This is a genomic window from Aquimarina longa SW024 (assembly GCF_001401755.1).
GTDB classification, from domain to species: Bacteria; Bacteroidota; Bacteroidia; order Flavobacteriales; family Flavobacteriaceae; genus Aquimarina; species Aquimarina longa.
This window is the reverse complement of the sequence record NZ_AVQK01000010.1, coordinates 13,035-34,101: the sequence shown is the minus strand read 5'-3', so window position 1 is coordinate 34,101 and position 21,067 is coordinate 13,035. Positions and strand designations below refer to the sequence as shown.

Here is a 21,067-nt window from a genome sequence, read left to right as displayed (position 1 = left end):
GTACTAAATTATATCAATTAAGAATTATTCTTCATTCCCCTTTAACTCTTCTTGATTCCCTGTACCTCCCAACACTTCAGTATGTAGGGTTTCAGTTTCTGTGACGCTATCATCAGGTGTACAAGAAGTAAAGTTAGCACATAGGAGTACGACGACTACGAGTATGTATCTTAAAGTTTTCATGCCGAAATAGTTTTTTTGTTTTCCAAAGTTTGGGGTACGCCCATAGGTATGAACCCCAGGTTAGTATGTTGCAGCATACCGATTACCTATGGGAAATTATCCGCTTGTTTTTGGGAAAGAACAATCCTATACAGTCCGCGACATCCACACTTCCCCTTTTTCTGGATAGCAGCGAACTGTAGCTTGGATTATTTGATGAGTTAATTGTGCTGTATTGTCTATCAGACTAGCCTATAACAAATTATATATTTGGCATACACTGATCTAGAGTATTGGTATGTAGGGGTCACCACCGTTTATAAGAAAATATCCTTAAAAACAGGGTAACGATCTACAACATGTACATCGATAATAGAAAATATAGACTGTTGATAATTGTAATTGTTTAATTACGTAATCAGATGATGAGAGATGAATAGACCCCAATAGATACATAAATCATCTATTGGTACTTTCTTATTAGCATTGGCTGATAAGAATTGTTTCCTAATTCCTTTTCTAGAATTAGTGTTTTTCTATTATTTTATTGTTTAACAAGAATGTTAAACGTGATCTCTTACGATCATTTTTCTAAAGCTTACCATATATAAGCTTCATAAGAAGTGTAACTAAACTTAATTACCATATCACTCGGCTTTTTGTATATACGAAATACTACTTGTAGTTTTTCATAGCCCATGATATTCGTTATCATTTCTTGAAGAGGATTAACAACCGAAGTACATAAATCCATTCCAAGGGTGCCTCCGAATGCATTGGCTAACAGATGACTTCTGTCCTCCTGTCCCCTTTTAGAAAATTGATGATACTTCATTATTTTATTTTTAATGGTTGATTGTTAATTATTGTACAAATATGAAAACATTTTTTTAAATCTGCAACTGTTTTTTAAATTTAATTCATTGATTTACAGTACTTTACAAATAAAATTAAACATAAAAATCCCTGTCCGTTTTCACAACAGGTTCTGGATATTTTAGCAACCATCTATTTCTCTGACACTTACTATCCAAATACTATTCTTTATGTTTTTCAATTTTTATTCATATATTTTAAAAATTTTATAATTTTATTTTCGGATTATTTTAATTGTAAATTCATATTTCAATATCTTTTTATAGCACTTGCTTTTTTTAGCTTGATAATTTTGGTCAATTTTTATGTTTCTTAATTATTTTACATCAAAAAAGGTTCCATAAAAAAAGCGCCCAATTTCTTGGACGCTTGCTGTTTCTATATTATTTTTTCTAATTTATATCACTTCGAAAAAATAATTAAAATAGTCCCATAGCACCCTATTTTTAGAGAATACTCCATTAATCCATCGATTATCACATTGACTAAATAGTGATTTTGGTGCGATATGTATATAGTTCTGTTCCATTTTATGACACAAATATTATTGATTTTAGTTTTGCTTTCCTAATTTTTATTTAAAATAAGTCTATTTATATATCTACTCAGCTCTAAAAAAGCGTTTAGAGAATCAATAGTTTTTTTGAATAGACGTAACAATGGATCGTAATTTTAGAATACCTCTAGATAATGAATTAAATTAGCAAATACTAAAGAACTATTTTTATAGAATAATTATCAATTTCTTATTAGATGTTTTAAATTTTCTATTACACTTTTTTATTGAAGAATCATCAGAATACTGTTTTCTTATAAAACAACATCTAATCATTTCATAAAAATTGTACGATCTCAGCATTACTTATGATAGCTAAACAATTATATACAATTGACAAAAAAACATTAAGTATTTAAATCTTATTTTTATCGTATATAAAACTATAGTATTTTCACATTAAAATTATATTCATTAAACATATAATTTATATCAAATCTGGTGAAGATAAGTGTACTACAATACACAAATAAATACCTTTATAAACATTTTTATTTTTTTTCATATACTTAGCAAAATATCATATATTCGTTTTAATGAAATAGTCTTTTTTATGAAAAAAAACTTTTTAGTAATTGTAATACTGTTTTCGTTTTTTACTGTTAAGGGGCAAGATGAGAATGTTACTGTTTTAAATTTATATGAGAAGAAAAATGAAGTTAAACTAAATGTGGTAGCTCCTTTATTTGGAGCTTTCGAAATATCGTATGAAAGAATCTTAAATAAAAAATCATCTTTGGGGGTTTCTGCCTTAAGTGTGTTTAATAGCAAAAGTTCCGATGATGATCTTAATCATTCCATCTCATCATATTACAGAAGGTACTTTGGAAAAAAATATGCTTCAGGTTTTTTTGTAGAAGGGTTTGGAATGTTAAGTTCTATAGATGGGAAAAAGATGGCTGATACCGATGGAAATTTAACCCTTAATGAAGGTTCTGATGTAATTGATTTTTCTATTGGTTTAGGTATAGGTAACAAATGGGTTACCAAAAGTGGATTTGTTTTTGAAGTTAATGCTGGTTATGGAAAACTCCTATTTAATGCTAATGAAACAGATCACACCATTGTTACTAGATTTGGTTTTAGTTTAGGTTATCGATTTTAATATGATAATTGAATAAAAACATGGTGCAACACTTAATGATCAAAATTATGTGTGTACATGGAACTCTTTGTTAATTCTATTACTTTATTACAATGAATACTGGTTGCTATTGTAAATCTCCCTAAAGTGGCGTATAAAAATATCTCCTACTAAATTTTACTGTTTTTTTCATATACCATACCGAAGAGAACGTCTTATAAAAACTGAAATTTCATCTCAATACATGTTTTTAAGATCAAAATCTATAATATAAACAGAACGGAGTCAACATTTATAAGACATTCCCTTAATATTAATTCTCGTAATTGGGATTGGAGTAGAATTCAGGAATCAAAATCTAATACGAGTTTTTTAATTCATTTATATACTTTAAATTTTCCAATATTCTATTAGATGGCGGACCAAAATCAAGCAGACAGGCTATTTCATCTACTCCTGCTTCTTCTGTATTTCTTACCATAGCCATGCACGATTCTTTGCTACCTATTAATCCTTTAGAATTAGCAAACCTTTCATATAGAAAATCTAAAAACTCGTCTAGATCCTCTTCTGATAAAGAATCTAATGAAAAATTACTTTCTCTATTATATGCCATTCCTTCGAATAATTTTTTATTTCGTTTTAAAAAATTACAATAGGGTTCTCTTGCTTCTTCTTTTATAATCTTATCATCTGATCCAATAAATGTGTGTAGCATTAAGGTAACCTTACCTGTTTTAGGATCAAAACCATTTTCTCTACGCGCTTGCCGATATAGATTTATTTTTTCTGACAATTCTTCTAATGTTTGATCTAATACTGAAGTAAGTATATTCAATCCTAATTTTCCTGCGTTTTTAAATCCTTCAGGATTTCCGCTTACTGTTATATAAAATGGTACTTCTTTTTGGATTGTAGATGGGTATATCTTGATCGCTGTTTTTTTTCCATTACCACTTAATCGTTCTATAGGTTCTCCTCTCCACAATTTTTTAACTTTAGATATCCCTTCATACATTACCGCGTGCTTATTTTTATATTTTTGCGGAAAAAAAACAAAATCATCAGGATTCCATCCCGAAGCGACTGATAATCCAACACGTCCATTAGATAAATTATCAACCATTGCCCATTCTTCTGCTACTCGAATAGGGTCGTGTAGTGCCATTACTATACTTCCGCTATTGAGTCTTATCCTTTTGGTTATACTTGCTACAGCTGCTTGAAGTATCGCTGGATTATTAAATATGCCTCCAAATTCTGTAAAATGACGTTCTGGAACCCAAATGGACGAAAAATTGTTTTCATCACCATAAATGGCGCACTTTTTTACCAGATCATAGATGTTTCCTGATAAAGAATCTTCACTACTGGCAAAAAACATAATTCCAAATTCCATAATCTTATTTTTTTTAATACTTTAATTAATACTGTTAACTCAATTCTATACTATATAAGAGATCTAATTACTTAATGGATCACTACTATTAAAAATTTAAATTATTAATACTTCGGATCTCACAGGTAACATTATTTACACTACTGTTAAACTTGTTCCTAAAAACTATTCTAGTATTTATAATTTATGGTCTAAAAAGAACTGCAAAGTATCTACTTTTTTTTCGAAAAAGTTGGCCTATATATCAACAACCTCGGAGCAAGCTCATGAGGTATGCTTTCGAAATGATTATTCCCCCCTAGGGGGGAATAATCATTCATATGTAAAGTTTTCTTGTTGTTGTAGGCACTCAAAAATTTGTTCTACATGTTCTTTATCCAAAATTGTCATATGAGTCGCAGCTATTGAATGAACTATTACTTCTTTGTTAGTAAATCGATTCCACCCATAGTCATATTCGTTAATATCATTTTTAACAACAACTATTTCTCCATCCTTCTCAATTTGAGTATATACTGTTTTAAACAAAATGACTTTGGCATCCAATTTTTCTTCAAACTTGTCTAAATAAGAATAATTTTCATTACTAAAATTAACTTCTAAGCGTCCTTTTAATTCTTCTTCACTTATTTTAAATTCTGAATCTCTTAATAATTTACTCACTGCTTCAAGTTGTTCTTCCTTCGATTTATTTTCAAGAGTTAAATCAGACCAATCAAATTCTTCACCAAATATTTCTGTTTGTTCTTGTAAAAATTCTCGAAACACTTTGTCTCTATCTATTGTACTATTATCTCCAAAGGAAACCTCTCCATCGAAAATTAATAGTTCTTCTACAAGAAATCCTTTATTTCGTAATTGCAATGCCATTTCATAAGCTATGATCGCTCCAAATGAATATCCTCCAAGTCGATAAGGTCCATACGGGTCTACTTTTTGCATTTCTGTAATAAATTCAGAAGCCATTTCTTCAATAGATGCTGAAACTGGAGATTTTCCGTATAATCCTGGGCATTGGAATGCATAGATAGATTCATCCTTTCCTAATAATTTAGCTAATTCAATATAGCAGTTAATTGTTCCACTTCCGGGTGGAGCTAAGTATATAGTTTTTAGGTTTCCTGTTTCTTGCAAAGGAATCATAAGACTATCCTTAAATCGATCTGTAGAATGCATATTCTTAACAAACTCAGAGATCGTTGCATATTCAAATGCAATATTAATACTTATATCAGTAATAAATACTTCGTTGATGCGAGCGACTAACTTTACTACCAATAAACTATGCCCTCCTAACTCAAAGAAATCATCTTCTATCCCTATACGCTCTACTCCTAATAAACCTTGCCAGATTTCTACTAATTTTTCTTCTGTCTCATTACGTGGAGCTACATATTCTTGTGTAGACAATTGTGAGCTCTCTGGATCTGGTAATGCCTCTTTATCTAACTTACCATTACTAGTTAATGGCAATGCTTCTAAAGATACCCAAATCATAGGAATCATATATTCTGGTAAGCTTAGCTTTAATTGTTCTTGTATATCTTCTTTATCTAACGTACTCTCCAAGACTACATAACCTACCAAACGTTTAGTACCAATACCATCTTCTTTTACCAATACACAACATTGGACAACACCTAATAATGAAGACAAAACACTCTCTATCTCTCCTAACTCAATGCGATATCCACGAATCTTAACTTGGTCATCTTTCCTTCCTACAAATTCTAAATTACCATCTGGTAACCACCTAGCTAAATCACCTGTCTTATAAATTCGTTCGCCTTCTATAAATGGATTAGATATAAACTTTTCCTTTGTTAACGTTTCTTGGTTTAAGTAACCTACGGCAACTCCCGATCCACCAACACTTAACTCACCAACTACTCCAATAGGTAGTAAATTCAGTTTAGAGTCTGTGATATATACTTTCCTATTTTTAATAGGTTTCCCTATAGGAAGGTTCGTATATGTTACTTCATCAATATTATAAGTTGTCGAAAATGTAGTATTTTCTGTAGGGCCATAACCATTGATGATATGAAGATCCGGATAAAGTGTTTTCAATTTATTTGTATACGTAGACAGTACTACATCACCACCTACAAGCAAATAAGTAAGAGGTTCAAAAATCGACACATCATCTTCCACTATCTGGTGAAACCAAGAAGCTGTCATCCACATAGTAGTAACTTCTTGTTTTATTATAATTTTCTTTAAGCTTTTGATATCTAATAAAGTACTTGTATCTGCTAATATCAGTTGACCTCCATTCAATAAAGTACCCCAAAACTCTAAGGTTGTAGCATCAAAAGAAATAGATCCCGTTGATAACCAGATCGTATCTAAGCCTAAAGGTATATAATCACAGCTTTTACATAAACTAACAATGTTTCTATGGGTAATCATCACTCCTTTAGGATTACCTGTTGTTCCTGAAGTATACATAATATACGCAAGTGAAGTAGGTTCTATTTCATGTGAAATAAAAGAAGATTCATAAGTACTAGATTCTGTGATATCTAAGAAAAAGATAAATTCTGAAACGGATAAACTCGATAACAAAGATTCTTCGCTATGAAGAAGAAAATTTACACTTGAGTCTTCTAGTATATACGATAATCGATTAGATGGTAATGAAGGATCTAAGGGAATATAAGTACATCCTGATTTCAGAACACCTAACATCCCGATAATCATATCAAAACTTCTATTAAATAAAATAGCTATTCGAGAATCTCTAACCACACCTACAGATTTCAAATAATGAACCAATTGATTTGATTTATCATCTAGTTCTTTATAAGTCATGATTTTCCCATCAAAAACTATAGCTGTCGCTTCTGGAGTATGTTTGACTTGTTCCTCAAACAAATCTACTATCGTTTTATCTTTTGGATAGCTAACAGTTGTATCGTTAAAAACATCTAATAATTGATGCTCTTCTTGAGCACTAAGTATTGATAAATTACCTATAGATTGAGTGATATCACTTGTAATACTAACCAACAATTCTTTATAATGTAACAACATTCGATCCATAGTTGCTTTTTCAAATAAAGCGGTACTATAATTTATTCCTAATGAAATACCTTTATAATTTTTAGATACGCTCAATATCAAATCAAATTGAGCTGTAATCGTATCGAACTCATAATCAGAAATTGTAATCCCTTCTAAAGCCTCTTCTTCTCCTGAATTTTTAACCTCATTTTGAAAATCAAAAAGCACCTGAAACAATGGACTCATACTCATATCTCGGGTAGTAACTACTCGGTCCACAACCTTCTCAAATGGGACCAATTGATGGTCATAGCCCTCTAAGGTCGTCTGCTTTACTCTTCTTAAAACATCTTGGAAACTTGGGTTTCCACTTAAATCACTGCGAAGTGCCAACGTGTTTGCAAAAAACCCTATCATCCCCTCTAACTCCGATTGCGTACGATTGGCAATAGGAGTCCCTACACAAATATCATCCTGTCCACTATATCGAGACAATAAAACCTTAAAGGCAGATAATAATAACATAAACAAGGTAACCCCTTCTTCTTGGCATAAAATTCCTAATGAGCTACTTAGCTCTTGATCCAGTTCAAAAGAAATATTGGCTCCCGCATTGCTCTGTACAGAAGGTCGTACATAATCTGTCGGTAATGATAAGGTACTTACTCCCTTTAACTTGTCTTCCCAATACGATAACTGATCTTCTAAAACAGCACCTTCTAAATATTTCCGTTGCCAGATCGCATAATCTGCATACTGTAAACGCAACTCTGTTAGCGCTGCTGAACGACCTGATTGTAAAGCGTTGTACAACTCCATAAATTCATCAACTAATATCCCTCCAGACCAACCGTCACTGGCAATATGATGAAAAACACAGGCTAATACATAGTGTTCATCTCCTAAAACATATAAACATGCTCGTAACTTATACTCCTTTGACAAATCAAAAGGATGCATCAGATAGCTTTCTAAATTGCTTTCTAATACTATTTCATCTGGTATTTCTTCTCTGTCCAATGACCAATCCTCAGCTCCTATAATTTCTTGATACCCTGTACCTTCTTCTGAAAGAAGTAAACTACGTAAAATCTCATGACGGGAAACAATTTCTTGTAACGTCTGTTCTAATATTGAGATATCCAAAGTTCCTTCTAATCGAAGAACAATAGGAATATGATACTCGGTACTGCCTTGCAACTGATCCAAAAACCATAAACGTTCTTGACTAAAGGATAAGGGAATACGAGCGGAGCGATCCGCTACTACAATACTTGGCAATAATACTCCTTCGGATTGAATGGATAAATGCTTCCCTAATGCAGAGATCGTTGTATATTCAAATATTTCTCGAATAGAGACCTCTATATGTAATTCCTTACGAATCATAGAAACTAAACGCGTAGCCAATAAACTATGTCCTCCTAATTCAAAAAAATCATCCTGTATGCCAACCTTATCAACTCCTAATAAACCTTGCCAAATACCTGCTAACTGTTCTTCTGTCTCATTACGAGGTGCTACATATTCTCTTGTGGATAACTCTGAACTATCCGGAGTCGGCAATGCCTTCTTATCCAATTTACCATTACTGGTTAGTGGCATTGTATCTAATGAAACCCAGATCATAGGGATCATATACTCCGGTAAACTTAACTTTAATTGTTCTTGTAACTCTTCTTTATCTAATATTCCATCCAATACCACATAACCTATCAAACGATTCGTACCAATACCATCTTCTTTAGCCAATACACAACAGTGCACAACTCCTGACAACAAAGACAATACATGTTCTATCTCTCCCAACTCAATTCGATAGCCACGGATCTTAACTTGATCATCTTTCCTACCCATAAACTCTAAATTACCATCTGGTAGCCAACGTGCTAAATCTCCTGTCTTATATATCCTTTCTCCTTCTTTAAAAGGATTGGGTACAAATTTCTCTTTAGTTAATGCTTCTTGGTTCAAATAACCTCTGGAGACCCCCGATCCTCCAATGCATAGCTCTCCAAAAACATTTATCGGTAAAAGTTGGTGGTGCTCATTTACTATGTAAATCTGAGTGTTATCAATAGGTTTACCGATAGGAACCTTAATCATTGGAGTATTTGATATTTTATAATTAGTAGCAACTACGGTAGTTTCTGTCGGTCCATAATTATTATAAATAGTAATATCACTTGACTTATTTACATGTAATGTATCCCCTCCTGTTAGAACAATACTATTAGGTAAAGATATTTCTTGATCTATAAAACTCTCACACAATAATGTAGGGATATAAGTATGTGTAATAGTATGCTCAATCAAAAACGCTGAGAGTTGATCCAAATCATAACCAAATTTTTCAGAAATAGGATATAAAGTAGCTCCAAAAAGTAAATATGGATAAATCTCCCAAACACTAGCATCAAAACCGATTCCAGAAAACAAAGTACCTCTACTTCTTGAAGTGACAGAATATTCTTTTTGATGCCAAAAACACAAATGAATTAGATTCTTATGTTCAACCATAACTCCTTTAGGTTTCCCTGTACTTCCTGAGGTATAAATAACATATGCCAAGTCATCAGGTTTTATCGTCAGCATAGATAAATCATCAATATCCTCAGAACTATGCTCCTTGAACGAATCCATTAATAAAGCATCTATGACGATACTACAATTGCTATCTTTTTTTATATACTCTTTTCTTTCTTCTGGAAAATTAGGATCAATAGGAATATAAGCTGCACCTATTTTCAATATGGCCAAAAATGAAATAATTAATCTGTCACTACGGTCTAAAACTACTCCGATCAAATCTCCTCTATTGATATTGCAACTATACAATAAATAATGCCCTAACTGATTCGAACGCTTATCTAACTCCTGATAACTTAATTCTTTGCCCTCATAAACTATTGCGATAGCATCTGGTGTACGTCTCACCTGTTCCTCAAATAAATCTACTACTGTCTTATCTATAGGATAAGAAACATTGGTGTTATTGAAAACATCTAATAATTGAGATTCTTCTTCAACACTAAGCATCGACAAACTACCTATAGATTGAGTAATGTCTCTAGAAATACTTTTCAATAATATCTGATAATGTGCTTGTATTCGATCAATCGTATCTTTATTAAATAAAGCTGTACTATAGTTTATGCTTAATGAAATATCATGATCTCCTTCAGATACACTTAATATCAAATCAAACTGAGTTGTAACAACATCAAACTCATAATCTGAAATAGCAATCCCTTCTAAACCTAATCTATCTTCTCCTGAGCTTTCTTCTGTTTTTTGAAAATCAAAAAGTACCTGAAACAATGGACTCATACTCATATCTCGGGTAGTAACCACTCGATCCACAACCTTCTCAAATGGAACTAACTGATGATCATAGCCCTCTAAGGTCGTCTGTTTTACACTCCTCAAAACATCCTGAAAACTTGGATCTCCACTTAAATCACTGCGAAGTGCCAACGTGTTGACAAAGAATCCGATCATACCCTCTAACTCCGATTGCGTACGATTGGCAATAGGAGTACCTACACAAATATCTTCCTGTCCACTATATCGAGATAATAAAACCTTAAAAGCCGATAATAATAACATAAACATCGTTACTCCTTCTTCTTTACATAAATTCCTTAATGAGCTACTTAGTTCCTGACCCAATTCAAAAGAAATATTTGCTCCTGCATTACTCTGTATAGAAGGTCGAACATAATCTGTTGGTAATGATAAGGTACTTACTCCCTTTAACTTGTCTTCCCAATACGATAACTGATCCTCTAAAACAGCGCCTTCTAAATACTTACGCTGCCAGATCGCATAATCTGAATATTGTAAATGTAATTCTGGTAAATCAGCTGAACGACCTGATTGTAAAACACTGTACAATTCCATAAACTCATCAACTAATATGCCCTCTGACCAACCATCACTAGCAATATGATGAAAAACACAAGCTAATACATACTGATCACCTCCTAAAGCATATAAACATGATCGTAACTTATACTCCTTTGACAAATCAAAAGGACGAATCAAATAGTCCTCCAAATTATTCTTTAATACCATTTCGGACGATACTTCTTCTCTATCCAATGACCAATCCTCAGCTCCTATAATTTCTTGATACCCTATACCTTCTTCTGAAAAAAGTAAACTCCGTAAAACTTCATGACGGGAAACAATTTCTTGTAACGTCTGCTCTAATATTAAGATATCCAAACTCCCTTCTAAACGAAGAACAATAGGAATGTGATATTCTGTACTACCCTGCAACTGATCCAAAAACCATAACCGCTCCTGACTAAAGGATAAGGGAATACGAACTGGACGATCCATGACTTCAATACTTGGTAGTAAAACTCCCTTAGATTGAGTCAATACATGCTCTGCTAATCTAGAGATTGTAGTATGCACAAATACTTCTCGAATAGAGATCTCTATATGTAATTCCTTACGAATCATAGAAACCAAACGCGTAGCCAACAAACTATGACCCCCTAACTCAAAGAAATTGTCCTCTATTCCTACACGCTCTACTCCTAATAATTCTTGCCAAATAACAACTAGTTGCTCTTCTGTATCATTACGAGGGGCTACATACTCCTGTGTAGATAATTCTGAACTATCTGGGTCTGGTAATGCCTTCTTATCTAACTTACCATTACCCGTTAATGGCATTCTATCTAATGAAACCCAAATCATAGGAACCATATACTCCGGTAAGCTTACCTTTAGTTGTTCTTGTAACTCTTCTTTATCTAATGCTCCTTCTAATACCACATAACCTACCAAACGTTTTGTACCAATACCATCTTCTTTGGCCAATACACAACAGTGAATAACCCCAGATAAAGATGACAATACATTCTCGATCTCTCCTAACTCAATTCGGTATCCTCTAATTTTAACTTGATCATCTTTTCTGCCTATAAACTCTAAATTACCATCTGGTAGCCAGCGTGCTAAATCTCCTGTCTTATATATCCTTTCTCCTTCTTTAAAAGGATTAGATATAAACTTCTCCGTGGTTAATGCTTCTTGATTTAAATAACCACGACCTACACCTACTCCACTAACCCACAACTCGCCTACTATACCTATTGGACATAATCTATCAAATCCATCTACTACATACAAAGACATATTAGCGATTGGTTTACCGATAGGAACAACAATACTTTCTGGACTTTCTTCCATGATATGAAGACTAACATCATCTGATGCCTCTGCTGGACCATAAGCATTTACTACAGGGATAGAAGGATATAACGAAAACCAAGAACGTAATAACGATGGCGTAGCTGCCTCACCTGTAACTAAAAAGTAGTGTAGATCTTCTAAACCTTTACTTGATCCTGTCTCCAATAGTCCTAAAACATAAGAGGGTACTAATTGAAGATGGGTAACTCCATAGGTAGATAATCCATCCTGAAAATCATAGGTGTCTAAGATCATTCGCTCACTATAAATAGCTATACGACCTCCACATAATAAACCACTTAATAGCTGCCATACCGAAATATCAAAAGTAAACGGTGCTGTAAAAGCTACAACACTATCACTATTCATATCTAACTCATCAATCATAACCAAAAGATGGTTCAACAATCCACAATGCTCAATCATAGCTCCCTTAGGCTTCCCAGTACTGCCGGAAGTGTAAATAACATAACTCAAAGAATCAGGGGAATAAGAAATCCCTAATGAGTCTGCTGAATAATCAGCATATACCGCAGAAGAATCTTTCAACACGACTATAGTTATATTATCTAATAAAGACTCTAAAATACCTGCACTAGAACTATCAGTAAGAAGTAAAGTACATCCAATATCCTTAACTAGATAAGAGATACGATCCAATGGAAAATCTGGCTTGATTGGTACATATCCTCCTCCTGACTTTAAAATACCTAAGATTCCTATTAGCATCTCTAAACTACGATTTAAACAAATACCTATCAAATCATCTCCTTGCACTCCTTGTTCTAGCAAATAATGACCTAATTGATTCGAACGCTTATCTAACTCCTGGTAACTTAATTCTTTGCCCTCATAAACTACTGCGATAGCATCTGGTGTACGTCTCACCTGTTCCTCAAATAAATCTACTACTGTCTTATTTAAAGGATAAGAAACATTGGTGTTATTGAAAACATCTAATAACTGAGATTCTTCTTCAACACTAAGCATCGACAAACTACCTATAGGTTGAGTAATGTCTTTAGAAATACTTCTCAATAGTACCTGATAATGCAACAGCATTCGATCAATCGTACCTTGATCAAATAATGCCGTACTGTAATTGATACCTAATGAAATACCATGATCTCCTTCAGATACACTAAGTGTCAAATCAAATTGGGCTGTAGCAATATCAAACTCATAATCTGAAATAGCAATCCCTTCTAAACCTAATCCATCTTCTCCTGAGCTTCCTTCTGTTTTTTGAAAATCAAAAAGTACCTGAAACAATGGACTCATACTCATATCTCGGGTAGTAACCACTCGATCCACAACCTTCTCAAATGGAACTAACTGATGATCATAGCCCTCTAAGGTCGTCTGTTTTACACTCCTCAAAACATCCTGAAAACTTGGATCTCCACTTAAATCACTGCGAAGTGCCAACGTGTTGACAAAGAATCCGATCATACCCTCTAACTCCGATTGCGTACGATTGGCAATAGGAGTACCTACACAAATATCTTCCTGTCCACTATATCGAGATAATAAAATCTTAAAAGCCGATAATAATAACATAAACATCGTTACTCCTTCTTCTTGGCATAAATTGCTTAATGAGCTACTTAGTTCCTGATCCAATTCAAAAGAAATATTTGCTCCTGCATTACTCTGTATAGAAGGTCGAACATAATCTGTTGGTAATGATAACGTACTCACTCCTTTTAATTGATCTTCCCAATACGATAACTGATCCTCTAAAACAGCACCTTCTAAATATTTCCGTTGCCAGATCGCATAATCTGTATATTGTAAATGTAATTCTGTTAACACTGCTGATCGACCTGATTGTATAGCACTGTACAATTCCATAAACTCATCAACTAATATGCCTTCTGACCAACCATCACTAGCAATATGATGAAAAACACAAGCTAATACATACTGATCACCTCCTAAAGTATATAAACATGATCGTAACTTATACTCCTTTGACAAATCAAAAGGACGAATCAAATAGTCCTCCAAATTATTCTTTAATAGCATTTCGGACGATACTTCTTCTCTATCCAATGACCAATCCTCAGCTCCTATAATTTCTTGATACCCTATACCTTCTTCTGAAAAAAGTAAACTCCGTAAAACCTCATGACGGGAAACAATTTCTTGTATCGTCTGCTCTAATATTGAGATATCCAAACTCCCTTCTAAACGAAGAACAATAGGAATGTGATATTCTGTACTACCCTGCAACTGATCCAAAAACCATAACCGCTCCTGACTAAAGGATAAGGGAATACGAACTGGACGATCCATTACTTCAATACTTGGTAGTAAAACTCCCTTAGATTGAGCCAATACATGCTCTGCTAATCTAGAGATTGTAGTATGCACAAATACTTCTCGAATAGAGATCTCTATATGTAATTCCTTACGAATCATAGAAACCAAACGCGTAGCCAACAAACTATGACCCCCTAACTCAAAGAAATTGTCCTCTATTCCTACACGCTCTACTCCTAATAATTCTTGCCAAATAACAACTAGTTGCTCTTCTGTATCATTACGAGGGGCTACATACTCCTGTGTAGATAATTCTGAACTATCTGGGTCTGGTAATGCCTTCTTATCTAACTTACCATTACCCGTTAATGGCATTCTATCTAATGAAACCCAAATCATAGGAACCATATACTCCGGTAAGCTTACCTTTAGTTGTTCTTGTAACTCTTCTTTATCTAATGCTCCTTCTAATACCACATAACCTACCAAACGTTTTGTACCAATACCATCTTCTTTAGCCAATACACAACAGTGAATAACCCCAGATAAAGATGACAATACATTCTCGATCTCTCCTAACTCAATTCGGTATCCTCTAATTTTAACTTGATCATCTTTTCTGCCCACAAACTCTAAATTACCATCTGGTAGCCAGCGCGCTAAATCTCCTGTCTTATATATCCTTTCTCCTTCTTTAAAAGGATTGGATATAAACTTCTCCGTGGTTAATGCTTCTTGATTTAAATAACCTCTGGCTACTCCTGTACCTCCAATACATAACTCTCCTATTACACCTATTGGGACTAAACTATTGGAAGAATCAAGTACATAAACTTCTGTATTATCTAGGGGTTTACCTATATTTGTATTTAAATCTCCTTCTTTAAAATCATGCATTGTAGCACAAACAGTAGTCTCTGTAGGACCATAACCATTCACTAATATCTCTACATCACGCCACTCGTTTAATGTATTGTATGATGAAACTCCGCCCCCTACGTGAACGCTTTTCAAAACCGGTAATCTTTCCCATATCATCTGTCCAAATAAGTCTGAAGATATAGTTAGATGATTTATTTTATTGATTTTAATATAATCGATAAGTGTACTACTCTTTTTAATCTCATCATTAACTATGTGTAACTTACTCCCCGAAATCAAAGATGGATAGATTTCAGAAACAGATGCATCAAATGATACAGAAATCAATTGAGAACATGTAGTGAATTGATTGATCTGAAAAGTATTAATTATATTAAAACATAAATTAATAATAGAGCTATGCTCTACCATCACCCCTTTAGGCTTACCTGTTGTTCCTGATGTATAAATAACATAAGCTAAATCAGTAGTTTTTATGATAACCTCTGGTAAATTATCTGAATACTTAAAGCTATTCTCTTTGAATGAATCTAATAATAATCCATCTATGATTATACTACAATTACTATCTTTCTGTATATATTCTTTTCTTTCTTCTGGATAACTAGGATCTATTGGTACGTATGCTCTACCTATTTTTAATATGGCTAAAAACGAAATAATTAACCAATCACTACGATCTAGAGTCACTCCAATCAAACTACTTGTACCAATATTACTATTAGATAATAAGTAATGTGCCAACTGATTCGAACGTTTATCCAACTCCTGATAATTTAACTCCTCTCCTTCATAAATTACTGCTACAGCTTTTGGTGTACGTTTTACCTGCTCTTGGAATAAATCTACTACTGTTTTATCTTTTGGATAATCAACCGAAGTATCATTGAAAATATTTAGTAATTGATGTGCTTCCTCCTTGTGTAATATACTTAAGCTATTTACACTTACTTCTTCTTCACTCCTCAATCCTTCTATGAGTTGAATCAATGACTGTTCCATATAAGCAAGTATACGATCTGCACCGATACTTCCATCTACTAGTACTGTTAACCCAAAATCAACACCAAAATCATCTACACTTAAGTTAAATGGATAATTCGTTCGTTCATGACCTCCAATAAGGGTTATCCCTAAATCTACGTCTATAGCGTTATCTTCTTCTGATAAAGAGGAGGAATGACGGTAATTTAATAACGCACTGAAAAAAGCCATCTCATTGGGAATACTACTCCAATCATGAATATGAGATAAAGGTGTTTGTTCGTAAGATAATAAATTCTGCAACCCTTCCTTGACTTGTTCTAAATATTCTCTTACACTACCCTTTACTTCTAAAACAACGGGGAGAGTGTTGATAAACAAACCTAAAGAATCTGCTGCTCCTAAAGACCCTTGCAATCGACCTGAAAACAAAGATCCAAACAAAGCATGTTCTTTATTACTACATCTAGCTATAACTAATCCAAAAGCAGCATGAAAAAATACCGCTGGGCTTATACTAAGGCTCGCACATATATTACGTAATGTGCCACTTAAATCTTTAGATAGAATAACAATAGATTCTTCAATACCTGTTCCATCTCCTAAGACGTTTGATAAATTAAAAGGGTACGTAGGTTCTTCAATTGTTCCCAGTAGTGTTCTAAAATAAGACTCCCCATCATTTATTGATTGTGCATGTAGGGTATGACCAATAAATTCTCGATATAAAAAAGGTGCTGGAAGATTTACTTCTTCTTTTGATAAATATAGCATAACCTCTTCTGTAATCTTTTCTAAACCTACATGGTCCATTATCAAATGGTGCTGGTATATTATCAGATAGTAACATTCATTCTTAGGGTCATCAGCCGATTTCAACTCCAATAATGGGGCTTTTGAGATATCCATCCAATGACCTCCTGAAGCTATCAGTAATTCCAACTGCGGTAAAATATCCTTAGAGATGTCTAAATCTAAACCATCTACTGACAAAAGTGCTTCTCGTAATACTACTTGAACAGCACTAGGTAAACCATCACTCAAAACACAAGTACGCAACACATCATGCCGATTCACGACAAATTGTAATGCTTCAATAAAAGCAGTTCGCTTTTCTAGATCTGAAAAAGAAAGTAAACTTGGAACAATATAAAGGTCTCCCTGATCAGGATTACTCATCAAATGATGAAAATGAATTCCTTCTTGCAAAGGGGATAAAGGATAAATATCTTGAATATTCGAAACTCCACCTAAAACCATGGTCTCTATCTTATCCAAATCACTCTGGCTAAAATTAACCAAGGGAACCATTGATGGAGTGATATACTCACTTGTAATTGTAATTCCATTAGCTGGAACGTTATATACTAGCGAGATGGAAGATAACTTATCACTAATGGAAGCTATCGTAGGACCTGCAAAAATATCTTTTACTCTTATATTGAAATCCAGCGCTTGTAAACGAGATATCAATTGAACTACTAATAAACTATGTCCTCCTAACTCAAAGAAATTATCATGAATCCCTATACGTTCTACTCCTAACAGAGTCTGCCAAATAGTAACTAATTGCTCTTCTGTTTCATTACGAGGGGCTACATACTCATGTGTGGACAACGCTGAATTATTAGGATCTGGTAATGCCTTCTTATCTAACTTACCATTACTGTTTAAAGGCATTGTATCTAATTCAACCCATAACTGAGGAATCATATACTCTGGTAAGCTTAACTTTAATTGCCCTAGTATTTCTTTTTTATTTAACTCTCCTTCTATAACTACATAACCTACCAAACGTTTGGTTCCAATCACATCTTCTTTGGCTAATACGCAACATTGTATGATACTTGATAAAGAAGACAATGCATTCTCAATCTCTCCTAACTCAATACGATATCCCCGAATCTTAACCTGATCGTCTGCTCTACCTACAAATTCAATATTACCACTTGGCAACCATCGTGCTAAATCACCTGTCTTATAAATCCTTTCTCCCTCTACAAAAGGGTTGGCAATAAACTTTTCTCTAGTTAGTTTTTCTCGATTCAAATAACCTCTAGCTACTCCTGCTCCTCCAATACACAACTCTCCAATTACTCCAATTGGTAATAGATTATGTTTCTCATTAATAATGTAAACCTGAGTATTGTCAATAGGCTTTCCTATGGATACAAGATTCTCTATGCTTTCTTGAAAAGTTGTGGAACAAATACTCGTTTCTGTAGGACCATAAGCATTAATATAATTATAATGCTGAGAAAACGTCTTTGCTAATTCTAAAGGTATTGATTCTCCCGCTGTAACTAAAGTTTTAACACTTTCTAAATCTTCAACCGATAATAAATGTAAAAATGCTGGTGGTAAAGTTGCAAAAGTAATCGCATTATTTTCTATAAAATTTCTAAAAGAGGTAATATCTGATTTTGCTTCTTCTTTTATAATACATAAACGACAACCACTAAAAAGTGATATACAAATCTCCCAAATAGAAGCATCAAATGAAATACTTGCAAACTGTAGACAACTATCTTTGTTTGTAAGTGAAAAAGCAGCAATTTGGGATACAATTGTATTGACAATATTTCTATGCTCAATCATTACACCTTTGGGTTGCCCTGTGCTACCTGATGTATAAATAATATATGCTAAATCATCTGGTTTAATTACAACCTTATCTAAATCACTCCTATATTTAGAATTATCTTGTTTGAATGCTTCCAATAATAAAGCATCTATAATGATATCACAGTTGCTATCTTTTTTGATATATTCTTTTCTTCCTTCGGGATAACTAAGATCTATTGGTACATAAACAGCACCTGCTTTTAATATGGCTAAAAACGAAATAATTAACCAATCGCTACGATCTAAAACTACTCCAATTAGACAATTAGTACTGATATTAGTGTCCGATAACAAATAATTTGCTAATTGATTAGAACGTTCATCTAGTTCTTGATAATTTAATTCTTTGCCTTCATAAACTACTGCTACAGCTTTTGGAGTACGTTTTACCTGCTCTTGGAATAAATCTACTACTGTTTTATCTTTTGGATGATCAACCAAAGTGGCATTGAAAGTATTTAGTAATTGATGTTCTTCTTGTGTTGTAAGTATCGACAGATTACTTATCGGTTGGGTAATATCATTTACAATACTGGTCAATAACTCCTGATAATGCAACAACATCCGATTGATAGTAGCCTTATCAAACAAAGCCGTACAATACCCTATATTCAATGAAATACCATTATCTCCTTCAGATACATTCAACAGCAAGTCAAACTTAGAAGTAATTGTATCAAACTCGTAACCTGATAAAGTTACTCCTTCTAAACTGATCTCATTTCCTTCAGATACATAGGATGCATTTTGTAAAACAAACATCACTTGAAACAAAGGTGTTATACTCATATCTCGAGTAGTAATTACTCGATCCACTACTTTTTCAAAAGGAGCCAACTGATGATCATATCCTTCTAAGGTTGTCTGCTTGACTCTTGCTAATACATCTTTAAAACTCGGTTCACCACTTAGATCACTACGAAGCGCCAATGTATTTACAAAAAATCCTATCATACCTTCTAATTCTGATTGGGTACGATTAGCAATAGGGGTGCCTACACAAATATCATCCTGTCCACTATACCGAGACAACAGAACCTTAAAAGCAGACAATAATAACATAAACAATGTGACGCCTTCTTCTTGGCATAATGCCTCTAAGGAGTTACTTAATTCCTTATCCAATTCAAAAAAAGTATTTGCCCCTGCGTTACTCTGCACTGAAGGTCGTGTATAATCTGTCGGTAACGATAACGTACTTACTCCTTTTAACTTCTCTTCCCAATATGATAACTGATTCTCTAAAACAGCACCTTCTAAATACTTACGCTGCCAAATCGCGTAATCTGAATATTGTAAACTAAGCTCTGGTAAATTTGCATCTTTGCCTGATTGTAAGGAACTGTATAATTCCATAAATTCATGAACCAATATACCTTCTGACCAACCATCACTGGCGATATGATGAAATACACAAGCTAATACATACTGATCATTTCCTAAAACATATAAACATGCTCGTAACTTATAATCCTTCGATAAATCAAAAGGATGCATCAAATAGTTTTGTAGGCTATTTCTTAATAATAATTCATCTGATACTACTTCTCTATCCAAGGACCAGGCTTCTGCACTGATAACTTGTTGATAACCGATTCCTCCTTCTGAAAGAAGTAAGCTACGTAAAACCTCATGCCGAGAAACTATTTTTTGCAAAGTTTGTCCTAATATCGATATATCCAAAGATCCTTCTAGACGAAGAACAGTAGGAATATGATATTCTGTACTGCCCTGTAACTGATCCAAAAACCATAATCGTTCCTGATTAAAAGATAGAGGGATTTTGTGAATAGCGTCTCTATTATAAGAAGAAACCTTTGTTAAAACATTTTTTCTATTTTTAACTTGGCGTTTTTCTATGTATTTAATTATCTGAACTTTATTTTCTTTTATTTTTTGTAATAAATCAGAGTCTATAGGATCTATTGATTTTATTGTTAATTTGCCCTCATTTGCACCTATTTTTACTTTTTTATTATGGGCTTCTTTTAGAATATTTAAAATTTCTACATTCATG

5 protein-coding genes are annotated in these 21,067 nt (G+C 33.5%); 1 reads left to right on the top strand and 4 read right to left on the bottom strand.

Annotation, left to right across the window (positions count from 1 at the left end):
* Window positions 1-24: 24 nt before the first annotated feature.
* On the bottom strand, window positions 25-183 hold the full coding sequence (locus N456_RS24145) for a hypothetical protein (RefSeq protein WP_158447793.1): 159 nt from the start codon (window positions 181-183) through the stop codon (window positions 25-27).
* A gap of 577 nt (window positions 184-760) precedes the next feature.
* Window positions 761-997, bottom strand: a complete 237-nt coding sequence (locus tag N456_RS00025) for a hypothetical protein (protein ID WP_062052625.1) — start codon at window positions 995-997, stop codon at window positions 761-763.
* Between the two features lie 1,150 nt (window positions 998-2,147).
* On the opposite strand from N456_RS00025, the gene N456_RS00020 reads away from it, so the two are divergent.
* On the top strand, window positions 2,148-2,699 hold the full coding sequence (locus N456_RS00020; protein WP_062052624.1) for a DUF3575 domain-containing protein: 552 nt from the start codon (window positions 2,148-2,150) through the stop codon (window positions 2,697-2,699).
* Between the two features lie 337 nt (window positions 2,700-3,036).
* On the opposite strand, the gene N456_RS00015 is transcribed toward N456_RS00020, so the two are convergent.
* The gene (locus N456_RS00015; protein WP_062052623.1) at window positions 3,037-4,077 is read right to left on the bottom strand and encodes a MupA/Atu3671 family FMN-dependent luciferase-like monooxygenase; all 1,041 of its coding nucleotides are present in this window, start codon (window positions 4,075-4,077) and stop codon (window positions 3,037-3,039) included.
* 312 nt (window positions 4,078-4,389) lie between these two features.
* The gene (locus tag N456_RS00010; protein WP_062052622.1) at window positions 4,390-21,066 is read right to left on the bottom strand and encodes a non-ribosomal peptide synthetase; all 16,677 of its coding nucleotides are present in this window, start codon (window positions 21,064-21,066) and stop codon (window positions 4,390-4,392) included.
* Window position 21,067: the final 1 nt, after the last annotated feature.